Below are 16,750 nucleotides of genomic sequence, written 5' to 3'. Positions count from 1 at the left end.
GGTCGGATGGTTAGCGCCCCACCCCGTTGACATTAAAGATATGCCGTTGCCACAGTTGTGCTAAAGCTGGGGTGGGGCGTAGCCAAAAACGAACAGGGACCCGTCATGGCTCTGCGTAATCAGCGAATTTGGATCTACATAAACGAGGTCGCCCGCATCGGATCGGTACGCCAGGCGGCGGAACGCCTGAACGTCACCCCGTCCGCCTTGCTGCGACGTATCCAGGATGTGGAACACGACCTGGGCGCCCCCATCTTCGAACGCCATTCCTCCGGCGTCCGCCTGACCGCGGCCGGTGAGGTGCTGATCCGCTGGATCCGCTCGCAATCGGCGGACCTGCGCCGGGTCTATTCGGAGATCGAGGAACTGTCCGGCCTGCAGCGGGGCGAGGTGCGGCTGGCCTGCAGCCAGGCGGTGGCGCGCGGCTTCGTGCTGCGGCAGGTCGCCGCCTTCCGCAAGAAGCACCCCAACGTGCGCTTCAAGATCACGGTCACCGACCATTCCACGGCCATGCGGCAGCTGACCGCGTTCGACATCGACCTGGTACTGATCTTCCGCCCGCTACGTCACCCGGAACTGCACCCGATCATGTCGATCGGCCAGGGCCTGGTCGCCATCATGAGCGCCGACCATCCGCTGGCGGCCAAGGACATCCTGCGCCTGCGCGAGTGCGCGGAGTATGAAACCGCCATGCCGGAATCATCGTTCGGCGGGCGTGAGATCATCGAGAACCGCCTGGCGGCCAGCTCGGCCAAGCTGTCCATCGGCGTGGAGTCCAACAGCTTCGACCTGCTGGGCGACCTGGTGGCGGTGTCCAACCTGATCGCCTTCCAGATCGACATCGGCGCCGACCTGTGGCGCAACGACCCGCGCTACGCCGTGCGCCGCATCAGCGACCTGGACCGCACCTATGGGCCGCTGGTCCTGGGCCAGCTGAAGGGGCGCCCCCTACCCCTGGCCGCCGCCAAGTTCGCCGAGCAGATGGCCCGGGAACTCAACGACTGCCGGTCGCTGCCCACGCTGGGCGACTATTACCCGGAGGAGGAGCAGGTGCCCTTCGAGGGTCAGCCGACGCCGCTTCCGTAAAGGCGGGCGGCCGCTTCGGCGGAGACGAAGCCCTCCTCCACATCGCGCGCCACCAGGTCCGCGGCGCGCGATGTGGCCGTCCCCAGGCCGGCGCCGCCGGGAATGTCCAGCACCAGCCGGTCGCCGGCCGGGATTTGCTGAAGGCCCTTGGCCTGCATCGCCTTGCCCGACGCCAGGCGTACCGACCCTTGCGAACCGTCTCCGCCGCCATCCCGGCCCTGGGCGGGATGGTCCACACGCTCGAACATAGCCAGCACCTCGAAGGCGCTGCCATCGCGCATGGCCACCTCCACCCGCTGGCCCAGGCCGCCGCGCCGTTCGCCGATGCCGCCGCTGTCCGTCAGCAGCTCCTTGCGCCAGATGACGATGGGGGCGCTGTTCTCGGTGATCTCCACCGGCATGGCGCGCACACCGCTGGGGAAGGCGGTGCCGGACAGGCCGTCCTGGCTGGGACGCGCGCCCGAACCGCCGCTATTGAAGAAGATGGCGTCGAAGCTCTCACCGGCCTGGGGCTCGCCCGCCGGCTGGCGGCCACGCAACTGCACGCTCCACAGGCAGGAACTGCCCTCCGCCGGCACCCGGTCCGGGATGGCCTGAGACAGGCAGCCGAACACCAGGTCGGGCAGCATCTGGCCGATGACGTGGCGGGCGGCCACCGGCCAGGGCCGCTGGACATTGACGATGCTGCCCTCCGGCGCCACCACCTCGAACGGCAGCAGGGCGCCGTAGTTGTTCGGCACCTCCGGCGAGATGACGCAGCGCAGGCCGAAGATGGTATAGGCCCGGCAATAGTTGAGCACCACGTTGATGCCGCGCGGCACGCAGGCGTCGGTGCCCTCGTAATCCACCAGGATACGCTCACCCTCGATGGTCAGGCGGGCGCGCAGGGTGATGGGATGGCCATAGCCGTCGATGGTCAGGCTGCTGGTCCAGCTGCCCTGGGGCAGCCTGGCGATCTCCGCCCGCGTGGCGGCCAACGAGCGATCGACGATGTAGTCGGCGACACCGGCCAAGTCGTCCAGCCGGAATTCCGCCAGCATGGCGCTGAGCCGCCGCGCCGCTGACTCGTTGCTGGAGATGTAGGACAGCACATCGCCCCGCACCTGCAGCGGCGTGCGCACGTTCAGGCATAGGATGTCCAGCAGATCCTGGTTCAGCACGCCCCGGCTGGCCAGCTTCATCAGCGGGATCTGCAACCCCTCCTCGAAAACCGACCGGCCGTCCGGCCCCTGGCCCAGGCCGCCGATGTCCACCTGGTGGCAGCAGACGCCGAACAACCCGACGATGCGCCCCTGGTGGAAGGCCGGCGACAGCACGGTGACGTCATGCAGGTGGCCGGCCGTCAGCCAGGGGTCGTTGGTGATGAAGTGATCCCCCTCCGCCATCGTCGGCACGGGGAACTTGGCCAGAAAATGCCGCACGCCGGCCGCCATGGAGTTCACATGGCCGGGGGTGCCGGTCACGGCCTCCGCGATCAACCGGCCTTCCAGGTCGAACAGGGCGGCCGACAGGTCGCCGGCGTCGCGCACGGTGGTGGAAAAGGCCGTGCGCATCAGGGTCTGGGCCTGTTCCTCCACGATGGAGATCAGGCGGGTCCAGATCACCTGGGTGCGCAGTTCATTCAACGCTGCCGTCATGGCGGTTAACCTTCCTCACGCCGGGTCAGGATGAGATAGCCGTTGGCGTCCATCCAGGCATCGAAACGGGGGGAGACCACCGTGGTGGTCTCACGCTCGGTGATCAGCGCCGGCCCCCGGACCCGGTCGCCCGGCCGCAGGACCTCGCGCCGCACCAGGGCGAAGGGCAGCGCAGCACCGCTGTCGGGGTCGATCACCGGCCGCCGCTCCGTGACCTCCAGGTCGCGGGTGGCCGTGACCACCGCCGTATCCTTGGGCTTCCAGGCGGGCGATCCCACGGTGACACGCCAGGTCAGCGCCTCGATGGGCAGGTCCAGGGTCACGCCGCCGTACTGGGTGCGGTAGGCCGTTTCGAACGCCGCACGCAGCAGGTCCACATCCTCGGGCACCAGGGTGCGGGCCGGGATCTCGAACGGGATCTCATAGCCCTGGCCCTTGTAGCGGGCCAGGCAGGTGCGCCGTTCCACCTGGGCCGCCCCTGGGGCGCCCGCCTCCACCAGGGCCCGCGCCTCGGCCGTCATGCCGTCCAGCAGGCTGTTGAGCCGGTCGAGGTCCAGCTGGTCCAGCCGCAGGGTCAGGCTGCGCGCCATCTCATAGGACACCGGCGCCCGCAGGAAGCCGATGGCGGAGCCGACACCGGCACCCGACGGGATGATGACCTCACGAATGCCCAGCTTCTCGGCGAAGCGCGCGGCATGCAGGGGGGCGGCGCCCCCGAAGGCGATCAGGCTGCGGTCGTCCAGGGTCATGCCCTGTTCCACGGCGTGAACACGGGCCGCACTGGCCATGGTTTCGTCCACGATCTCGCTGACGCCGATGGCCAGCGTCTCCGCCTTGCCGTCCCAGATGCCCAAGGCCGCCAGGGCGTCGTGGGAGGCGCCGGCGTTCAGCGTGACCTTGCCGCCGGCGAAGCGCGACGGGTCGATGCGGCCCAGGGTGATGTCGGCGTCCGTCACGGTGGGGCGGGTGCCGCCCCGGCCATAGGCCGCCGGCCCGGGCTCGGAACCGGCGCTGTGCGGGCCCACCGCCAAGCGGCCGGCATTGTCGACCGAGGCGATGGAGCCGCCGCCGGCGCCGATCTCCACCATCTCCACCACCGGGATGCGCAGCGGCAGGCCGCTGCCCTTGCGGAAGCGGTGGGCGCGGCCGACCTCGAACACCTGCGAGGTTTGGGGCATGCCGTCGTTGATCAGGCAGATCTTGGCGGTGGTGCCGCCAACGTCCAGGGCCACCACCTGGCCCACGCCCCGCTCCGCCGCCACCGACGCCGCGAAGATGGCGCCGCCGGCGGGTCCGCTTTCCACCAGCCGCACGGGATAGCGGGCGGCGGCGTCCACGGTGGTCAGGCCGCCGGACGACAGCATCAGGTACAGCGGGCAGCCGAAGCCCATGGCCTTCAGCTTCTCATCCAGGCGATGCAGATAGGCGTCCACCAGCGGCTGGACGTACGCGTTGGCGACGGTAGTGGAGAAGCGCTCATACTCCCGCATCTCGGGCGAGACCTCCGACGACAGCGACAGGCTGACGCCCGGCATCTCCGCCGCCAGGATCTCCGCCGCCCGACGCTCATGGCTGTCGTTGGCGTAGCTGTGCAGGAAGGCGATGGCCACGCTGCGGATGCCCTGCTCCCGCCACTCGGCCGCTGCGGCGCGCACAGCATCGCCGTCCAGCGGCACCAGCACCTGACCGCGCGCGTCCATACGCTCCGCCACGCCCACGCGCAGCCGGCGCGGCACCAGGGGCTGGGGCTTTTCCATGCCGATGTCGTACTGGTCGAAGCGGCTTTCGCTGCCCAGGGCCAGGACATCGCGGAAACCGTCGGTGGTCAGCAAGGCGGTCGGCACGCCCCGCCGTTCGATCAGGGCGTTGGTCGCCAGCGTGGTGCCGTGCACCACCAGCGACACCTCGGCGGGCGCCACGCCCGCCTCGTCCAGCAGCAGGCGCACGCCGTCCAGCAAGGCACGCTCCGGCGCGTCGTAGGTGGTCAGCAGCTTGGTGGAATGCCGGCGGTCGCCCACCTCCAGCACGATGTCGGTGAAGGTGCCGCCAATGTCGGCGCCGATACGCGCGCCCTTGGGCGCGGATGGGCCGCGGTCAGTTGTAGATGTCATGGGGATTCTTGGACAGCGTGGAATAGAAGCGGGCCAGATGGTCGGCAACGCGCACGGGCTTGTACTTCGGCTCAGCACTCGCCAGCAGCTCGGGCAGCGGGGCCACGACGACCTCGCGATCGGGGTTGGCGAAGTAGGGCACGGAGAAGCGGCGGGCGCCGTCGCGATTGCGCACGCGGTGATAGTTGGACAAGAAGCGGCCGTTGGACCACCACATCATCATGTCGCCGACATTGATGGTGAAGGCACCCCGCACCGGCGGCGCCTGGATCCACACGCCGTCGCGGCGCTTCACCTCCAGCCCGCCGACATCCTGCTGCGCCAGGACGGTGAACGGCCCTTCGTCCGTGTGGGCCACCATGTTGGACACCTCGTCGTGCGCGTCCATAGGTAGCTGTGGGTAATAGTTCATGCTCAGCTGCGAGGCCGGCTGGTGGAAGCAATCGTCGAAGCGGTCCTCCGCCACGCCCAGGCCCAGAGCGAAGGCGCGCAGCAGCTCACGGGAGAAGGTCAGCATGGCGGCCAGGTAGTCCTCGCTGGCCTGCTTGAAGGCCGGCATGTCGTCGGGCCAGCGGTTGGGCTTGTCGAAAATGTCGGCGTGCTGCATATCGCGCGGGTTGGCCGGCCATTCGTGCTGCAGGCGATATTGCTCGAACATGCGGGTGTTTCGCGACAGGGGCTGGGCCTCCGGCGCGGGAATCCAGCCGCGATACCAGTCCGGCGTCGCCATGGCTGTGCGGCGGTCCGCCTTGTCGCGGGAGAAGAAGGCGTCGGCCTGGCCAAAGATGCCGTCCACCGTCGCCTGCGGCACACCATGACCCGCCAGGTAAAAGAAGCCGATCTCCTCACAGGCGTGCGCGATCTCGGCGGCCACCCGGCGGCGCGCGGCCGCGTCACCCGACAGAAAGGGCGCGAAATCGATTAAAGGTAATTCAGCCAGGGAAATGGCGCTGGCGGCGGCAATATCGTCCGCGCTGCGTTCGCTTCTGCTCATTTCAACCTCCGAGACTATTCTTTGAGCCCACCCCATCAGGCGGCCCAGTGCTCAGGACGGACGGCCCGTTGCGATGATGATTACGGCAACACGGCAAGGCAATGCGGTGCTTTTTCCTGACGGCGCCGTGGCCGAATGATCACTGTTGCAGTATCCCGCCAGCGCAATAGTTGGCTTGGCCCGCGGAATACCAATCAATCTTCCGGTGGAATCTCTACCCGCAGACCGTCATGGTCCGGCGTCAGCGTGATCTGGCAGGACAGCCGCGACGTGTCGCGGCGATGCGCGGACAGGGCCAGCAGCGCGTCCTCCTCTTCCGTCGCCGTCGATGCCGGCTCGACATAGACATGACAGGTGGCGCAGGAACAGCAGCCGCCGCACATGGCCAGCACTTCGTCAAAGCCGTGGTCGCGCAGGCCCTCCATCAGGGTCATGCCCGTGTCCATCTCGACGGCGCGGTCGCTGCCGTCCCGGCTGACAACGGTGATGATCGGCATGGATGTCCCTATCCCCCAGGAAAAATGAAGCCAGGCAAGACCAGGCAAGAAACGAAACCGGTCACGCGGCGGCCAGGTCCTTCAGCGGAACGCTGACGTCGGCCACGGCGGCCGGGTCACAGCGGGCGCCACCCTCCACCAGGGCGCGGCCCTGGGTGTAGTCGCGGATGGCGTTGACGCAATCCAGCGCCACCACCCGGCCGGCGCGGAAATAGACGATGGCAAAGCTGCGTGCCGCCGGGTCGCCCCGCAGCACCGCCGCGTCATGGCCGGCCGACAGGCCCACGGTCTGCAGCTTCAGGTCATATTGGTTGGACCAGAACCATGGCACCGCGTGATAGGGCTCGGCCGCCCCGGTCAGCGCCTTGGCCACGGTGATCGCCATGTCATTGGCGTTCTGCACCGATTCCAGGCGGATGCGCCGGCCATCGGCATAGGCGTTGGCGTGCAGGGCGCAATCGCCGATGGCGCGGATATCGGGCAGCGAGGTTCGGCAGAACGCGTCGACCGCGACACCGTCGCCACCCTCGGCCCCCGCCGCCAACAGAGGCTCCACCGCCGGGGTGATACCGATGCCCGCCACCACCATCTGCGCCGGGATCAGGGCGCCATCCGCCAGCCGCACGCCGGTCACCCGCCGCCCGTCGCCAACGATATCCTTCACCTGGGCGCCCAGACGCAGGTCCACGCCCCGCGCACGGTGTTCATCCTCATAGAAGCGGGACAGTGCGTCCCCCGCCACACGGGCCAGCACGCGGTCCGCCTGTTCCAGCAGGACGACGGGCTTGCCCGCCGCGCGCAGCACCGCCGCCGCCTCCAGCCCGACATAGCCGCCGCCGATCACCACCACCCGCTCCACCGCCGGCAGCTCCGCCCGCAGGGCATCGGCGTCGGCGCGGGTGCGCACGGTGTGCACGCCGGCCAGATCGCCGCCCGCACAGGCCAGGCGCCGGGCCTGGCCGCCGGCCGCCCAGACCAGCTGGCCATAGCCGAAGACCTCGCCCCCGGCCGTGGTCACGGTATGGGCCTCCGCGTCCACCGCCACCACCCGCCGCCCCGGCAGCAGGGTAACGCCGCGCGCCTGCCAAAAGGCGGCGGGCCGGATCAGGATGCGCTCGAACGGCTTGGCGCCGGACAGGTAGTCCTTGGTCAAGGGCGGGCGTTCGTAGGGCAACTCCGGCTCATCCCCGATCAGGGCGATGCCGCCGGTGTAACCCCGCTGGCGCAGCATAATGGCCACCTGGGCACCACCGTGCCCCGCGCCGACGATCAGGACGTCGTGCTGCATGTTACCCTATCCGCCAAACGGCCTTGTGACGCCGCCGGCCGGGTCTGGCGGGCGGTCCTGTTGATGATTACGGCAACACAAGAGGCCGGGGCGGTGCTTTTTTCTACAGACGCCGTGGCCAAATGATCACTTTTTCCCGACCCTGCCGACGCATTAGTGATTCTATGGAACAAAAGGATTTCAGGTCGGACCATGGAACGGGCACTGACGGGCGCATTGGCGGGCAAAGCCGCACTGGTGACGGGGGGAACGCGGGGGCTGGGCCTGATGCTGGCGCGCACCCTGGCGGATGCCGGCTGCGCCGTCGCCGTGATCGGCCGCGACCCGCAGGCGGGGGCGGTGGCCTTCGATCATTTGCAGGCCCGCGGCGGCCCGGTCTGTGCGCTCAGCGCCGACGTCACCGACGAACAGGCGATGAAGGCCGCCGCCGCCGAGGCCGAAGCGCGCCTGGGCCCGCTGGACATCACCGTCTGCGCCGCGGGCGTCAGTTCCCCCCGCGCGCCCATCTGGACCAATTCCGCCGACACGTACCGTCACTGCTTCGACACCAATGTGCTGGGCGTGTTGAACAGCCTGACGGCCACCCTGCCCGGCATGGTGGCGCGCGGCGGCGGCAAGGTCATCGTCATCGGCGGCACCTATGGCCACAAGGGGGTGGCCGGCTTCTCCGTCTACGCCGCCTCGAAATGGGCGCTGCGCGGGCTGGTGCGGTCCGCCGCGCTGGACGCGGCACCGCATGGCGTCACGGTCAACATGATCTCGCCCGGCGGGGTGGACGGCGAACGGCTGCGCCGGCTGTTCCGCCAGTCGGCGGAGGCCAATGGCGAGCCCGAGGACGCGCCGCTGAAGCGCTTCACCGCCGGCACGGCGCTGGGGCGGCTGGTGGGCGAGGATGACGTCGCCGCCGCCATGCTGCACCTGCTGGGCCCGGGCGGGCGGATGATGACGGGCCAGGACATCGTGGTCGATGCCGGTATGGTCGTTTAAGTCATGGTCGTTTGGGGCATGGTGATTTAAGGAGAGCTTGAGATATGAGCGATTTGAGCGGCTTTCGGCGCGAAACGCAGATCCTGCACGCGGGCCGTGACCCGAAGGCCAATCACGGCGTCGTGAACCCACCCGTCTATCATTGCTCCACCGTTCTGTTCGACAGCGTGGAAGCACTGCTGGAAACCCGCAAGGACCGGGCCTCGGGCGCCTATGTCGGCTTCACCTACGGCCGTGAGGGCACGGAAACCACCCGCGCCTTCGAGGACGCCGTGACCCTACTGGAGGGCGGCTACCGCGCCGTCACCACCTCCTGCGGGCTGGGGGCCATCTGCGCTTCGCTCACCGCCTTCCTGTCGGCGGGCGACCACCTGCTGATCGTGGACAGCCTGTACGGTCCGGCGCGGGCCTTCTGTGAAGATTTCCTGCGCAAATTCGGCGTGGAGATCACCTATTACCGCCCGACCATCGGTGCCGGGATCGAGGCGCTGTTCCAGCCCAACACCAAGGTCGTCTATCTGGAGTCCCCCGGCTCACTGACCTTCGAGATGACGGACGTGCCGGCGATCACCAAGCTGTGCCGGGCGCGGGGCATCAAGACCATCATGGACAACACCTGGGCCTCGCCCGTGTGCTTCCGGCCGCTGGAACATGGCGTCGACGTCTCGGTCAACGCCGCCACCAAATACATCTCCGGCCATTCCGACCTGATGCTGGGCATCGCCGTCTGTACGGAGGAAGCCTTCATCCCGGTGAAGAAGACGGCCTCGGGCTCCGGCTATTGCGGCGGGCCGGACGACGTCTACATGGCCCTGCGCGGCCTGCGCACCCTGGCGCTGCGCATGAAGCGGCACCAGGAATCGGCCCTGCGCGTGGCCCTGTGGCTGCAGCAGCGCCCGGAGGTGGCGCGGGTGATGTACCCGGCCCTGCCCGACGACCCCGGCCATGCCATCTGGAAGCGCGACTACGACGGCGCGTCGGGCCTGTTCGGCGTGGTGCTGAACGCCTGCACGGACGCGCAGTTCGCCGCCATGCTGGACCATATGGACCTGTTCAAGCTGGGCTACAGCTGGGGTGGGTATGAAAGCCTGGTGGTGCCGACCTACCCGTCCGACCTGCGCTCCGCCGTGACGTGGGAGGCGGCGGGCCCTTCGCTGCGCCTGCATGTCGGCCTGGAGGATCCGGAGGACCTGATCGCCGACCTGGAACGGGGCTTCGCCCGCCTGGCCGCCGCCCGCTGACCCCAAGCCCCCGCTGACCCGAGCCTAGGAAAGTTCCCATGACCCTCATCGACATCACCGCCGGCGGCTTCCGCTTCACCGCCCGGCTGGAAGAAGAACTGGCGCCCGCCACCTGCGCCCGCTTCCTGGCCATGCAGCCCTATGACGAGAAGTTGATCCACGTGCGGTGGAGCGGTGAGGGCTGCTGGATCCCCATGGGCGACACGCCCTATGACCTGCCGTGGGAGAACGCCACCCGCCATCCCGCCCCCGGGCAGTTCATTTTCTATCCCGGCGGCTACAGCGAAACCGAGATCCTGCTGGCCTACGGCGGCGTCGCCTTCGCCAGCAAGCTGGGCCCGCTGGCCGGCAACCACTTCCTGACCATCATCGAGGGCCAAGAGCAGTTGCCGGCCCTGGGCCGCAAGGTCCTGTGGGAAGGGGCGCAACCCATCAGCTTCCGGCCCCGCGCATGAGCGCCCCCTCCGCGCACCCCTTCCTCGACGGCCAGCCCAAGGCCCTGCTCATCGGCGGCCGCTGGCAGGCGACGGACGCGGACTTCGAGACGCGCAACCCCGCCAACGGCCAGGTGCTGGCCACCGTCGCGCGCGGCACGGCGCGGGAGGTCGACGCCGCCGTCACCGCCGCCCGCACGGCGTTCGAGGATGGCGCCTGGCCCCGCTTCTCCCCCGCCGACCGGCAGCGCCTGCTGCTGCGCCTGGCGGACCTGCTGGAACGGGACGCGGAAGATTTCGCCCGCATCGACACCCTGGAAATGGGCTCGCCCATCCGGCACACGCGGGGCAGCGTGGCCCTGCTGGTCGACCTGCTGCGCTATTACGCCGGCATGGCGCGGGGGATCGAAGGGCTGACGGCCCAGACCTCCGACCCCGACATGTTCGCCTGCACCCTGCGGGAGCCCGTGGGCGTCTGCGGCGCCATCATCCCGTGGAACGGGCCACTGTGGGCCTCGATCCTCAAGCTTGGCCCCGTGCTGGCCACCGGCTGCACCCTGGTGCTGAAGCCGGCGGAGGACGCCTCCCTCGCCCCGCTGATGCTGGCCCGCCTGGCGGAGGAGGCTGGCGTACCGCCCGGCGTCTTCAACGTCGTCACCGGTTTCGGGGCTGAGGCGGGCGCCGCCCTGGCGGCCCATCCGGGCATCGACAAGCTGGCCTTCACCGGATCGGACGCTACCGGGCGCGCCATCGCCGCCGCCGCGGGCGCCAACCTGACGAAGCTGTCGCTGGAGCTGGGCGGCAAGTCACCCAACATCATCTTCGCCGACGCCGACCTGGACGCGGCCGCCCGCACCGCCGTCATCGCCGCCTTCGCCAATTCCGGCCAGGTATGCAGCGCCGGCACCCGCCTGTTCGTGGAGCAGTCCGTGCACCGGGAGTTCGCCGAGCGGGTGGCGCGGATCGCCCAGACCTTGCGCATCGGCGACGGCATGGATCCGGACACCGACCTGGGGCCCTTGGTCAGCGCCCGCCAGCTGGGCCGCGTCTGCGAGCATATGGACGACGCCCGGGCCGCCGGCGCCACGGCCATCAGCGGCGGCGGCCGCCTGACCGGCGCCGGCTATGACCAAGGATTCTTCTTCCCGCCCACCGTGCTGGTGGACGCGCGGGACGACATGCGCGCGGTGCGGGAGGAGATTTTCGGCCCCATCCTGGCCACCCTGCCCTTCACCACCGAGGATGAGGTCGTCACCCGGGCCAACGCCACCCCCTTCGGCCTGGGTGCGGGGGTGTGGACGCGCGACGTGGGCCGGGCCCATCGCCTGGGCCGGCGCCTGCGCGCCGGATCGGTCTGGGTCAACTGCTACAACGCCATCGACCCGGCCATGCCGTCCGGCGGCATGAAGGCCAGCGGCTACGGCCGCGAATATGGCCGTGCCCACCTGGATGAGCATCTGGAGACGAAAAGCCTGTGGATCAGCTCTCGCTGATCCCCTCAGCGCCGGGACCTACAGCCATTTGGCCACAGTGGGCTTCCGGAACACTTGCAGCTGGTCGATCAGGCCATCGGCATCCGGGGCCAGGGCGATGCCGGCGCGATGCTCCGGCGGCAGGAAGCGCTGGGCAATCATGGTGTCGACGAAGGCCATGAAGGCGTCGAAATAGCCGCCGACGTTCAGCAGGCCCACCGGCTTGTCGATGTCGCCCAGCTGGTTCAGGGTCCAGGCCTCCATGAATTCCTCGGTGGTGCCGATGCCGCCCGGCAGGGCGATGCAGGCGTCGGCCAGGGTCAGCATCCGTTCTTTGCGCGCCCGCATGCCGTCCACGATCTCATGCAGGCTGAGCGTGGGGTGCAGATGGTCCTTTTCGAACAGGCGGCGGGTGATGACGCCGTGGACACGCCCGCCCTCCGCCAGGGCGGCATCGGCCAGGATGCCCATCAGGCCCTTGTGCGTGCCGCCATAGACGATGCCGATGCCCCGGCGCGCCAGCGTGGCGCCCAGCTGCGCGGCGGCGTCCTTGAACGCGTCGCCCAGCCCGGTGTTCGACCCACAGAAAATCGCAATATTCTTCAGCGTGCGCGTGGCGGCGGCAGGCGTTTCTACACTCATGTCGTGAGGCATCCCTAGTGGAACGGACAGTCAAAGCATAGGTCATGGCGGGGGCCTATACAACGCGACGGCCGGTTTGTTTCGGCACCGCCCTGCCGCCGTTTAGGCAACGGGACCGGTGTGCCCCCGGGTGCATACTATGGAAAACCACGCGGGCGTACCAAGCCGTCCGCGAATTACTGGCACGGGTCCCGCTTTCAACCGAACACGCAACTGGCCGCGCGCGGGCACGAACCTGCACGTGGCGACGCATAGGCCCGCCTGGCACCAAGGAAGAGCAGGAGCAACCGCATGACTCCCGAACAGAACGCGCTGATCACCCGGTCGGGCCCCGACACGTCGCTGAGCAAGCTGCTGCGCCGCTATTGGCAGCCCATCGCCCTGGTGGAGGAGCTGGAGGGCGCCCGTCCCGCCAAGGCGGTGCGCGTGCTGGGCCAGGACATGGTGCTGTTCCGCGATGAGGCCGGGCGCCTGGGCCTGCTGGACCGCGACTGTCCCCACCGCAACGCCGACCTGGCCTTCGGCCGGCTGGAGGGTGGCGGCCTGCGCTGCCTGTTCCACGGCTGGCTGTTCGACGTGAACGGCAACTGCATCGAAACCCCGGGTGAGCCGGCTGGCAGCAAGCTGTGCACCCGCATCCACCAGCGCGCCTATCCGGTGGTGGAGAAGAGCGGCATGGTCTTCGGCTATATGGGCGACGGTGATGCGCCGGCCTTCCCCAACCTGGACTGCTTCATCGCCCCGGACAGCCACGTCTTCGCCTTCAAGGGCTATCTGGACTGCAACTGGCTGCAGGCGCTGGAGGTCGGCATCGACCCGGCGCACGCCAGCTTCCTGCACCGCTTCTTCGAGGATGAGGACGCCGCCGGCAGCTATGGCCGCCAGTTCCGCGCCCAGTCCGCCGACAGCGACATGACCATGACCCAGGTGCTGCGGGAGTATGAGAACCCCGACATCAGCGTGGAGAAGACGGACATCGGCCTGCGCCTGACCTCGCTGCGCGCGCTGAACACCGGCGACACCCATGTGCGCGTCACCAACCTGCTGTTCCCCCAGGCCTTCGTCATCCCCCTGTCGGAGACGATGACCATCACCCAGTGGCATGTGCCCATCGACGATGTCAGCTGCTATTGGTACGCCGCCTTCACCGGCTTCGCCGAGCCCGTGAACAAGGAAGAGATGCGCCGCCAGCGCCTGCAACTCTACACCCTGCCCGACTACAAGCCGCGCCTGGGCCGCCACAACGACTACGGCTATGACGTGGTGGAACAGCGCAGCCGCACCTACACTGGCATGGGTGAGGATATCAACGTCCACGACCAGTGGGCGGTGGAAAGCCAGGGCCGCATCCAGGATCGCACGCGCGAGCACCTGGGCACGACCGACAAGGCCATCGTCGCCTACCGCATGATGCTGATGAGCCAGATGCGCAAGTCCGACCAGGGTGAGGCGCCTCTGCTGGTGCTGGACGCGGCCGCCGCGGCCGGCGTCACCGGCCCCGCCACGGTGGACGGTGTCGCCAAGGCGGGCGAGGACATCCAGGCCTATTGGCAGCGCACCGACGCCCGCCGCCGGGAGCAGGCGCCGTGGACCGCGCCCGTGAAGGCCAGCGCCTGATGCCGGCCTTCATCGAACGCCACGGCCTGTGGACGGACGACCAGCGGCGCCAGGCGGATGAGGTGCTGGCCCGGCTCAAGGGGGAGGACGTGCGCCAGGTGCGCCTGTCCTTCCCCGACATGCACGGACTGCTGCGGGGCAAGACGCTGCTGCCCGGTGCCGTGCCGGGGGCCTTGCGCCACGGCTGCGCCATCACCTCCACCCTGTTGCTGAAGGACACCGCCCACCGCACGGTGGTGCCGGTGTTCACCGCCGGGGCCGGCATCGGCAACGCCGACCTGCAGGGCGGCGGCGACGTGGTCATGGTGCCCGACCCCGCCACCTTCCGGCACCTGCCCTGGGCGCCGGGCACCGCCTGGATGATATGCGACCTCTACCACGCCGATGGCCGCCCGGTGGCCCTGTCCACCCGGCGGATCGCGCAGGCGGCGACGGCGCGGCTGGCCGATCTCGGCTTCGACTATGTCAGCGGGCTGGAGGTGGAATTCCATCTGACCCGGCTGGTGGATCCCAAGCTGGCGCCGGCCGATTCCGGGCAGCCGGGCACGCCGCCGGAGGTCACCCTGCTGCACCAGGGCTACGCCTACCTGACCGAGCAGCGCTTCGACCAGATCGAGCCGGTGCTGGACATCCTGCGGCGCGACTGCCTGGCCCTGGGCCTGCCGCTGCATTCGCTGGAACTGGAGTTCGGGCCCAGCCAATGCGAGTTCGTGTTCAGCCCCGGCGACGGCATCCAGCCGGCCGACGACATGATCCTGTTCCGCAACGCGGTGAAACAGATCGCCCGGCGCCACGGCTACCACGCCAGCTTCATGTGCCGGCCGCAGTTGCCCAACGCCATGTCCAGCGGCTGGCACCTGCACCAGTCCCTGCGCGACCGCAGGACCGGCGCCAACGCGTTCGCGGCGGCGGATGGCGCGCCCAGGCTGTCCCGCATCGGCCGGCTTTTCCTGGCCGGCCTGCTGCGGGGTGCCGCAGCGGCCACGCCCTTCAGCACCCCCACCATCAACGGGTACAAGCGCTACCGCGCCAACAGCCTGGCGCCCGACCGGGTGGCCTGGGGGGAGGATAACCGGGGCGCCCTGCTGCGCGTGCTGGCCCGGGGGGAGCCGGGGGCCACCCGCATCGAGAACCGCATCGGCGAGCCGGCGGCCAACCCCTACCTCTACCTGTCCTCCCAGATACTGACCGGCCTGGCCGGCATCGAGGCCGGGGAGGAACCGCCCCCCGCCGTCGACAGCCCCTATATGGCCGAGGCCGAGGCCCTGCCCACCAGCCTGGAATCGGCCCTGGTGTTGCTGGACCGCAGCGACATCCTGCGTCAAGGCTTTGGCGACGGCTTCGTCGATCACTTCCTCATGATCAAGCGCGCCGAGGTCGCCCGCTACAACAGCACAGTGACCGACTGGGAACACCGCGAATATTTTGACTTGTACTGAAGGCGCTCCAAAGTGAAACGCCCCGGTCGGCTGATCGGGGCGTTTTCTTTGCTGGCGCCTCACTTTTCCTAGGCGGCGTGGACAAATTCGCCAGCTAAAGGAGCGCGCTCAGCGATCCTCCACAGGAACAGACTTCCATTCCTCGAAGCTCGCGTAGATTTGGGTGTCCGGCCAACGGGGATTTGCCTCTGCGCGCCAAGTGAGGTGCACTTGGGCAAACCGTCCGTCGCGCAGCAAGAATAGCACGTCGTCCCGGCGCCATCTTCGGCCGACAGCAGCAGCTTCGATGCCGTGTATTATATGGGACGAGCATAGTTCACGCCGAAGCTCGTCCTCCAAGCCTTTGCGCTCGCTCATGCTGTCGATTGCCGACCAGTCGCCATCCCATTCGTATGCTTCCGTCATGCTTCGAGCTTATCCAACAATGCGAAGTTCGCAACGTATCGTGTTCACGATTGACGCCCGGCGTCCTGATTGATTCAAGGCTGCTTTTTGGAGGCAGGCTTGAGCAGGGGCGATCTCACCGAAGCGGAATGGCGCGTTCTGAAAGACTTACTTCCGATCGAAGCTGAGAACCGTGGTCGAGGCAGACCGCCTGAACAGAACCGTTCAATCATCAACGACATCCTCTGGCGGCTTCGGTGCGGCGCTCCGTGGCGCGACGTGCCGCCCAAATATGGCAGCTGGAACACCATCTATCGGCGGTTCCGGCGATGGAGTGAAGCCGGGGTCTGGGAGGCTGTAGCGGTCACGCTGGCCGAAATCATGGCAGACAGCGGCCACTACAGCATCGACAGCACCCCAGTCCGTGCCCGCGTCTCAGCAGCGGGCGGAAAAGGGGGACTCATCGACGCGCTCTTGGCCGCTCGCGGGGCGGGTTCCCCAGTAAGCTTCACTGCCTGGCTGACGCCCTCGGCCGACCGCTCGCCTTCCATCTGACGGTCGGCGAGGCGGCAGATTGTAAGGCATACGATGCTTTGATCGGCCTACCCGAGCGCGCGCCTAACGCCTTGCTGACCGATAAGGGTTACGATGCAGACGCCATCCGTGCCGATCTTGCCAAACGGAAGATCGAGGCCGTCATCCCGGGCCGATCAAACCGACGCGTGAAAATCGAGCACGACCGTGCACTCTACAAGCAGCGAAACCGCATCGAGCGCATGTTCGGACAGCTCAAGATCAACCGCGCCGTCGCCACACGCTACGACCAACTGGCCAACAGCTTCCTTGGCATGGCCCATCTTGCCACCGCTAGATACTGGCTCAAATTTGTCCCCGCGGCCTAGGATGCGACTGCATTCGCCG

At 68.5% G+C, this 16,750-nt stretch carries 13 protein-coding genes and 1 pseudogene; 8 read left to right on the top strand and 6 right to left on the bottom strand.

The genetic code is table 11. From position 1 onward, the window contains the following. Window positions 1-105 precede the first annotated feature (105 nt). Entirely contained in the window at window positions 106-1,086 is a 981-nt protein-coding gene (locus tag FBZ88_RS27405) for a LysR family transcriptional regulator (protein ID WP_088874460.1), read from the top strand. On the opposite strand, the gene FBZ88_RS27400 is transcribed toward FBZ88_RS27405, so the two are convergent. The 5 genes from FBZ88_RS27400 to FBZ88_RS27380 form a co-directional block, all read right to left on the bottom strand. Then, window positions 1,065-2,723 (bottom strand): hydantoinase B/oxoprolinase family protein, encoded by a 1,659-nt coding sequence (locus FBZ88_RS27400; protein ID WP_145620171.1) that lies wholly within the window; start codon window positions 2,721-2,723, stop codon window positions 1,065-1,067. The genes FBZ88_RS27405 and FBZ88_RS27400 overlap by 22 nt on opposite strands. A gap of 5 nt (window positions 2,724-2,728) precedes the next feature. Next, window positions 2,729-4,834 (bottom strand): hydantoinase/oxoprolinase family protein, encoded by a 2,106-nt coding sequence (locus tag FBZ88_RS27395; protein ID WP_145620170.1) that lies wholly within the window; start codon window positions 4,832-4,834, stop codon window positions 2,729-2,731. Further along, on the bottom strand, window positions 4,818-5,828 hold the full coding sequence (locus FBZ88_RS27390) for an isopenicillin N synthase family dioxygenase (protein ID WP_088874457.1): 1,011 nt from the start codon (window positions 5,826-5,828) through the stop codon (window positions 4,818-4,820). Before FBZ88_RS27390 ends, FBZ88_RS27395 begins: the two co-directional genes overlap by 17 nt. A gap of 194 nt (window positions 5,829-6,022) precedes the next feature. Next, window positions 6,023-6,325, bottom strand: a complete 303-nt coding sequence (locus tag FBZ88_RS27385) for a 2Fe-2S iron-sulfur cluster-binding protein (protein WP_145620169.1) — start codon at window positions 6,323-6,325, stop codon at window positions 6,023-6,025. Between the two features lie 61 nt (window positions 6,326-6,386). Beyond that, the gene (locus FBZ88_RS27380) at window positions 6,387-7,613 is read right to left on the bottom strand and encodes an NAD(P)/FAD-dependent oxidoreductase (protein ID WP_145620168.1); all 1,227 of its coding nucleotides are present in this window, start codon (window positions 7,611-7,613) and stop codon (window positions 6,387-6,389) included. 192 nt (window positions 7,614-7,805) lie between these two features. Here FBZ88_RS27380 and FBZ88_RS27375 point away from each other — a divergent pair, with 192 nt between their 5' ends. Genes FBZ88_RS27375 through FBZ88_RS27360 form a run of 4 tightly spaced genes read left to right on the top strand, consistent with a single transcriptional unit; the run spans window position 7,806 to window position 11,768 of the window. Beyond that, on the top strand, window positions 7,806-8,600 hold the full coding sequence (locus FBZ88_RS27375) for an SDR family NAD(P)-dependent oxidoreductase (protein ID WP_145620167.1): 795 nt from the start codon (window positions 7,806-7,808) through the stop codon (window positions 8,598-8,600). Between the two features lie 44 nt (window positions 8,601-8,644). Next, the gene (gene metC, locus FBZ88_RS27370) at window positions 8,645-9,841 is read left to right on the top strand and encodes a cystathionine beta-lyase (RefSeq protein WP_145620166.1); all 1,197 of its coding nucleotides are present in this window, start codon (window positions 8,645-8,647) and stop codon (window positions 9,839-9,841) included. Window positions 9,842-9,879: 38 nt separating this feature from the next. Continuing rightward, the gene (locus FBZ88_RS27365) at window positions 9,880-10,296 is read left to right on the top strand and encodes a DUF3830 family protein (RefSeq protein ID WP_145620165.1); all 417 of its coding nucleotides are present in this window, start codon (window positions 9,880-9,882) and stop codon (window positions 10,294-10,296) included. After that, entirely contained in the window at window positions 10,293-11,768 is a 1,476-nt protein-coding gene (locus tag FBZ88_RS27360) for an aldehyde dehydrogenase family protein (protein WP_145620164.1), read from the top strand. The genes FBZ88_RS27365 and FBZ88_RS27360 overlap by 4 nt, the downstream gene beginning before the upstream one ends. Before the next feature lie 18 nt (window positions 11,769-11,786). On the opposite strand, the gene FBZ88_RS27355 is transcribed toward FBZ88_RS27360, so the two are convergent. Then, the gene (locus FBZ88_RS27355; RefSeq protein ID WP_211102823.1) at window positions 11,787-12,389 is read right to left on the bottom strand and encodes an LOG family protein; all 603 of its coding nucleotides are present in this window, start codon (window positions 12,387-12,389) and stop codon (window positions 11,787-11,789) included. A gap of 291 nt (window positions 12,390-12,680) precedes the next feature. Between FBZ88_RS27355 and FBZ88_RS27350 the strand changes: the two genes are divergently transcribed. The 3 genes and pseudogenes from FBZ88_RS27350 to FBZ88_RS31165 form a co-directional block, all read left to right on the top strand. Next, window positions 12,681-14,006, top strand: a complete 1,326-nt coding sequence (locus FBZ88_RS27350; protein ID WP_145620162.1) for an aromatic ring-hydroxylating dioxygenase subunit alpha — start codon at window positions 12,681-12,683, stop codon at window positions 14,004-14,006. After that, window positions 13,976-15,445 carry a glutamine synthetase family protein gene (locus FBZ88_RS27345; protein WP_211102822.1) on the top strand — a complete coding sequence of 490 codons (1,470 nt, stop codon included), beginning with the start codon at window positions 13,976-13,978 and terminating at the stop codon, window positions 15,443-15,445. The genes FBZ88_RS27350 and FBZ88_RS27345 overlap by 31 nt, the downstream gene beginning before the upstream one ends. Window positions 15,446-15,976: 531 nt before the next feature. Beyond that, window positions 15,977-16,731 (top strand): annotated as a pseudogene (locus tag FBZ88_RS31165) (IS5 family transposase); the annotation flags it as partial. Between the last annotated feature and the right edge of the window lie 19 nt (window positions 16,732-16,750).

Source organism: Nitrospirillum bahiense, assembly GCF_007828025.1.
GTDB classification, from domain to species: domain Bacteria; phylum Pseudomonadota; class Alphaproteobacteria; order Azospirillales; family Azospirillaceae; genus Nitrospirillum; species Nitrospirillum amazonense.
The sequence above is the reverse complement of the archived record's forward strand: the minus strand, read 5'-3'. Positions and strand labels throughout refer to the sequence as shown.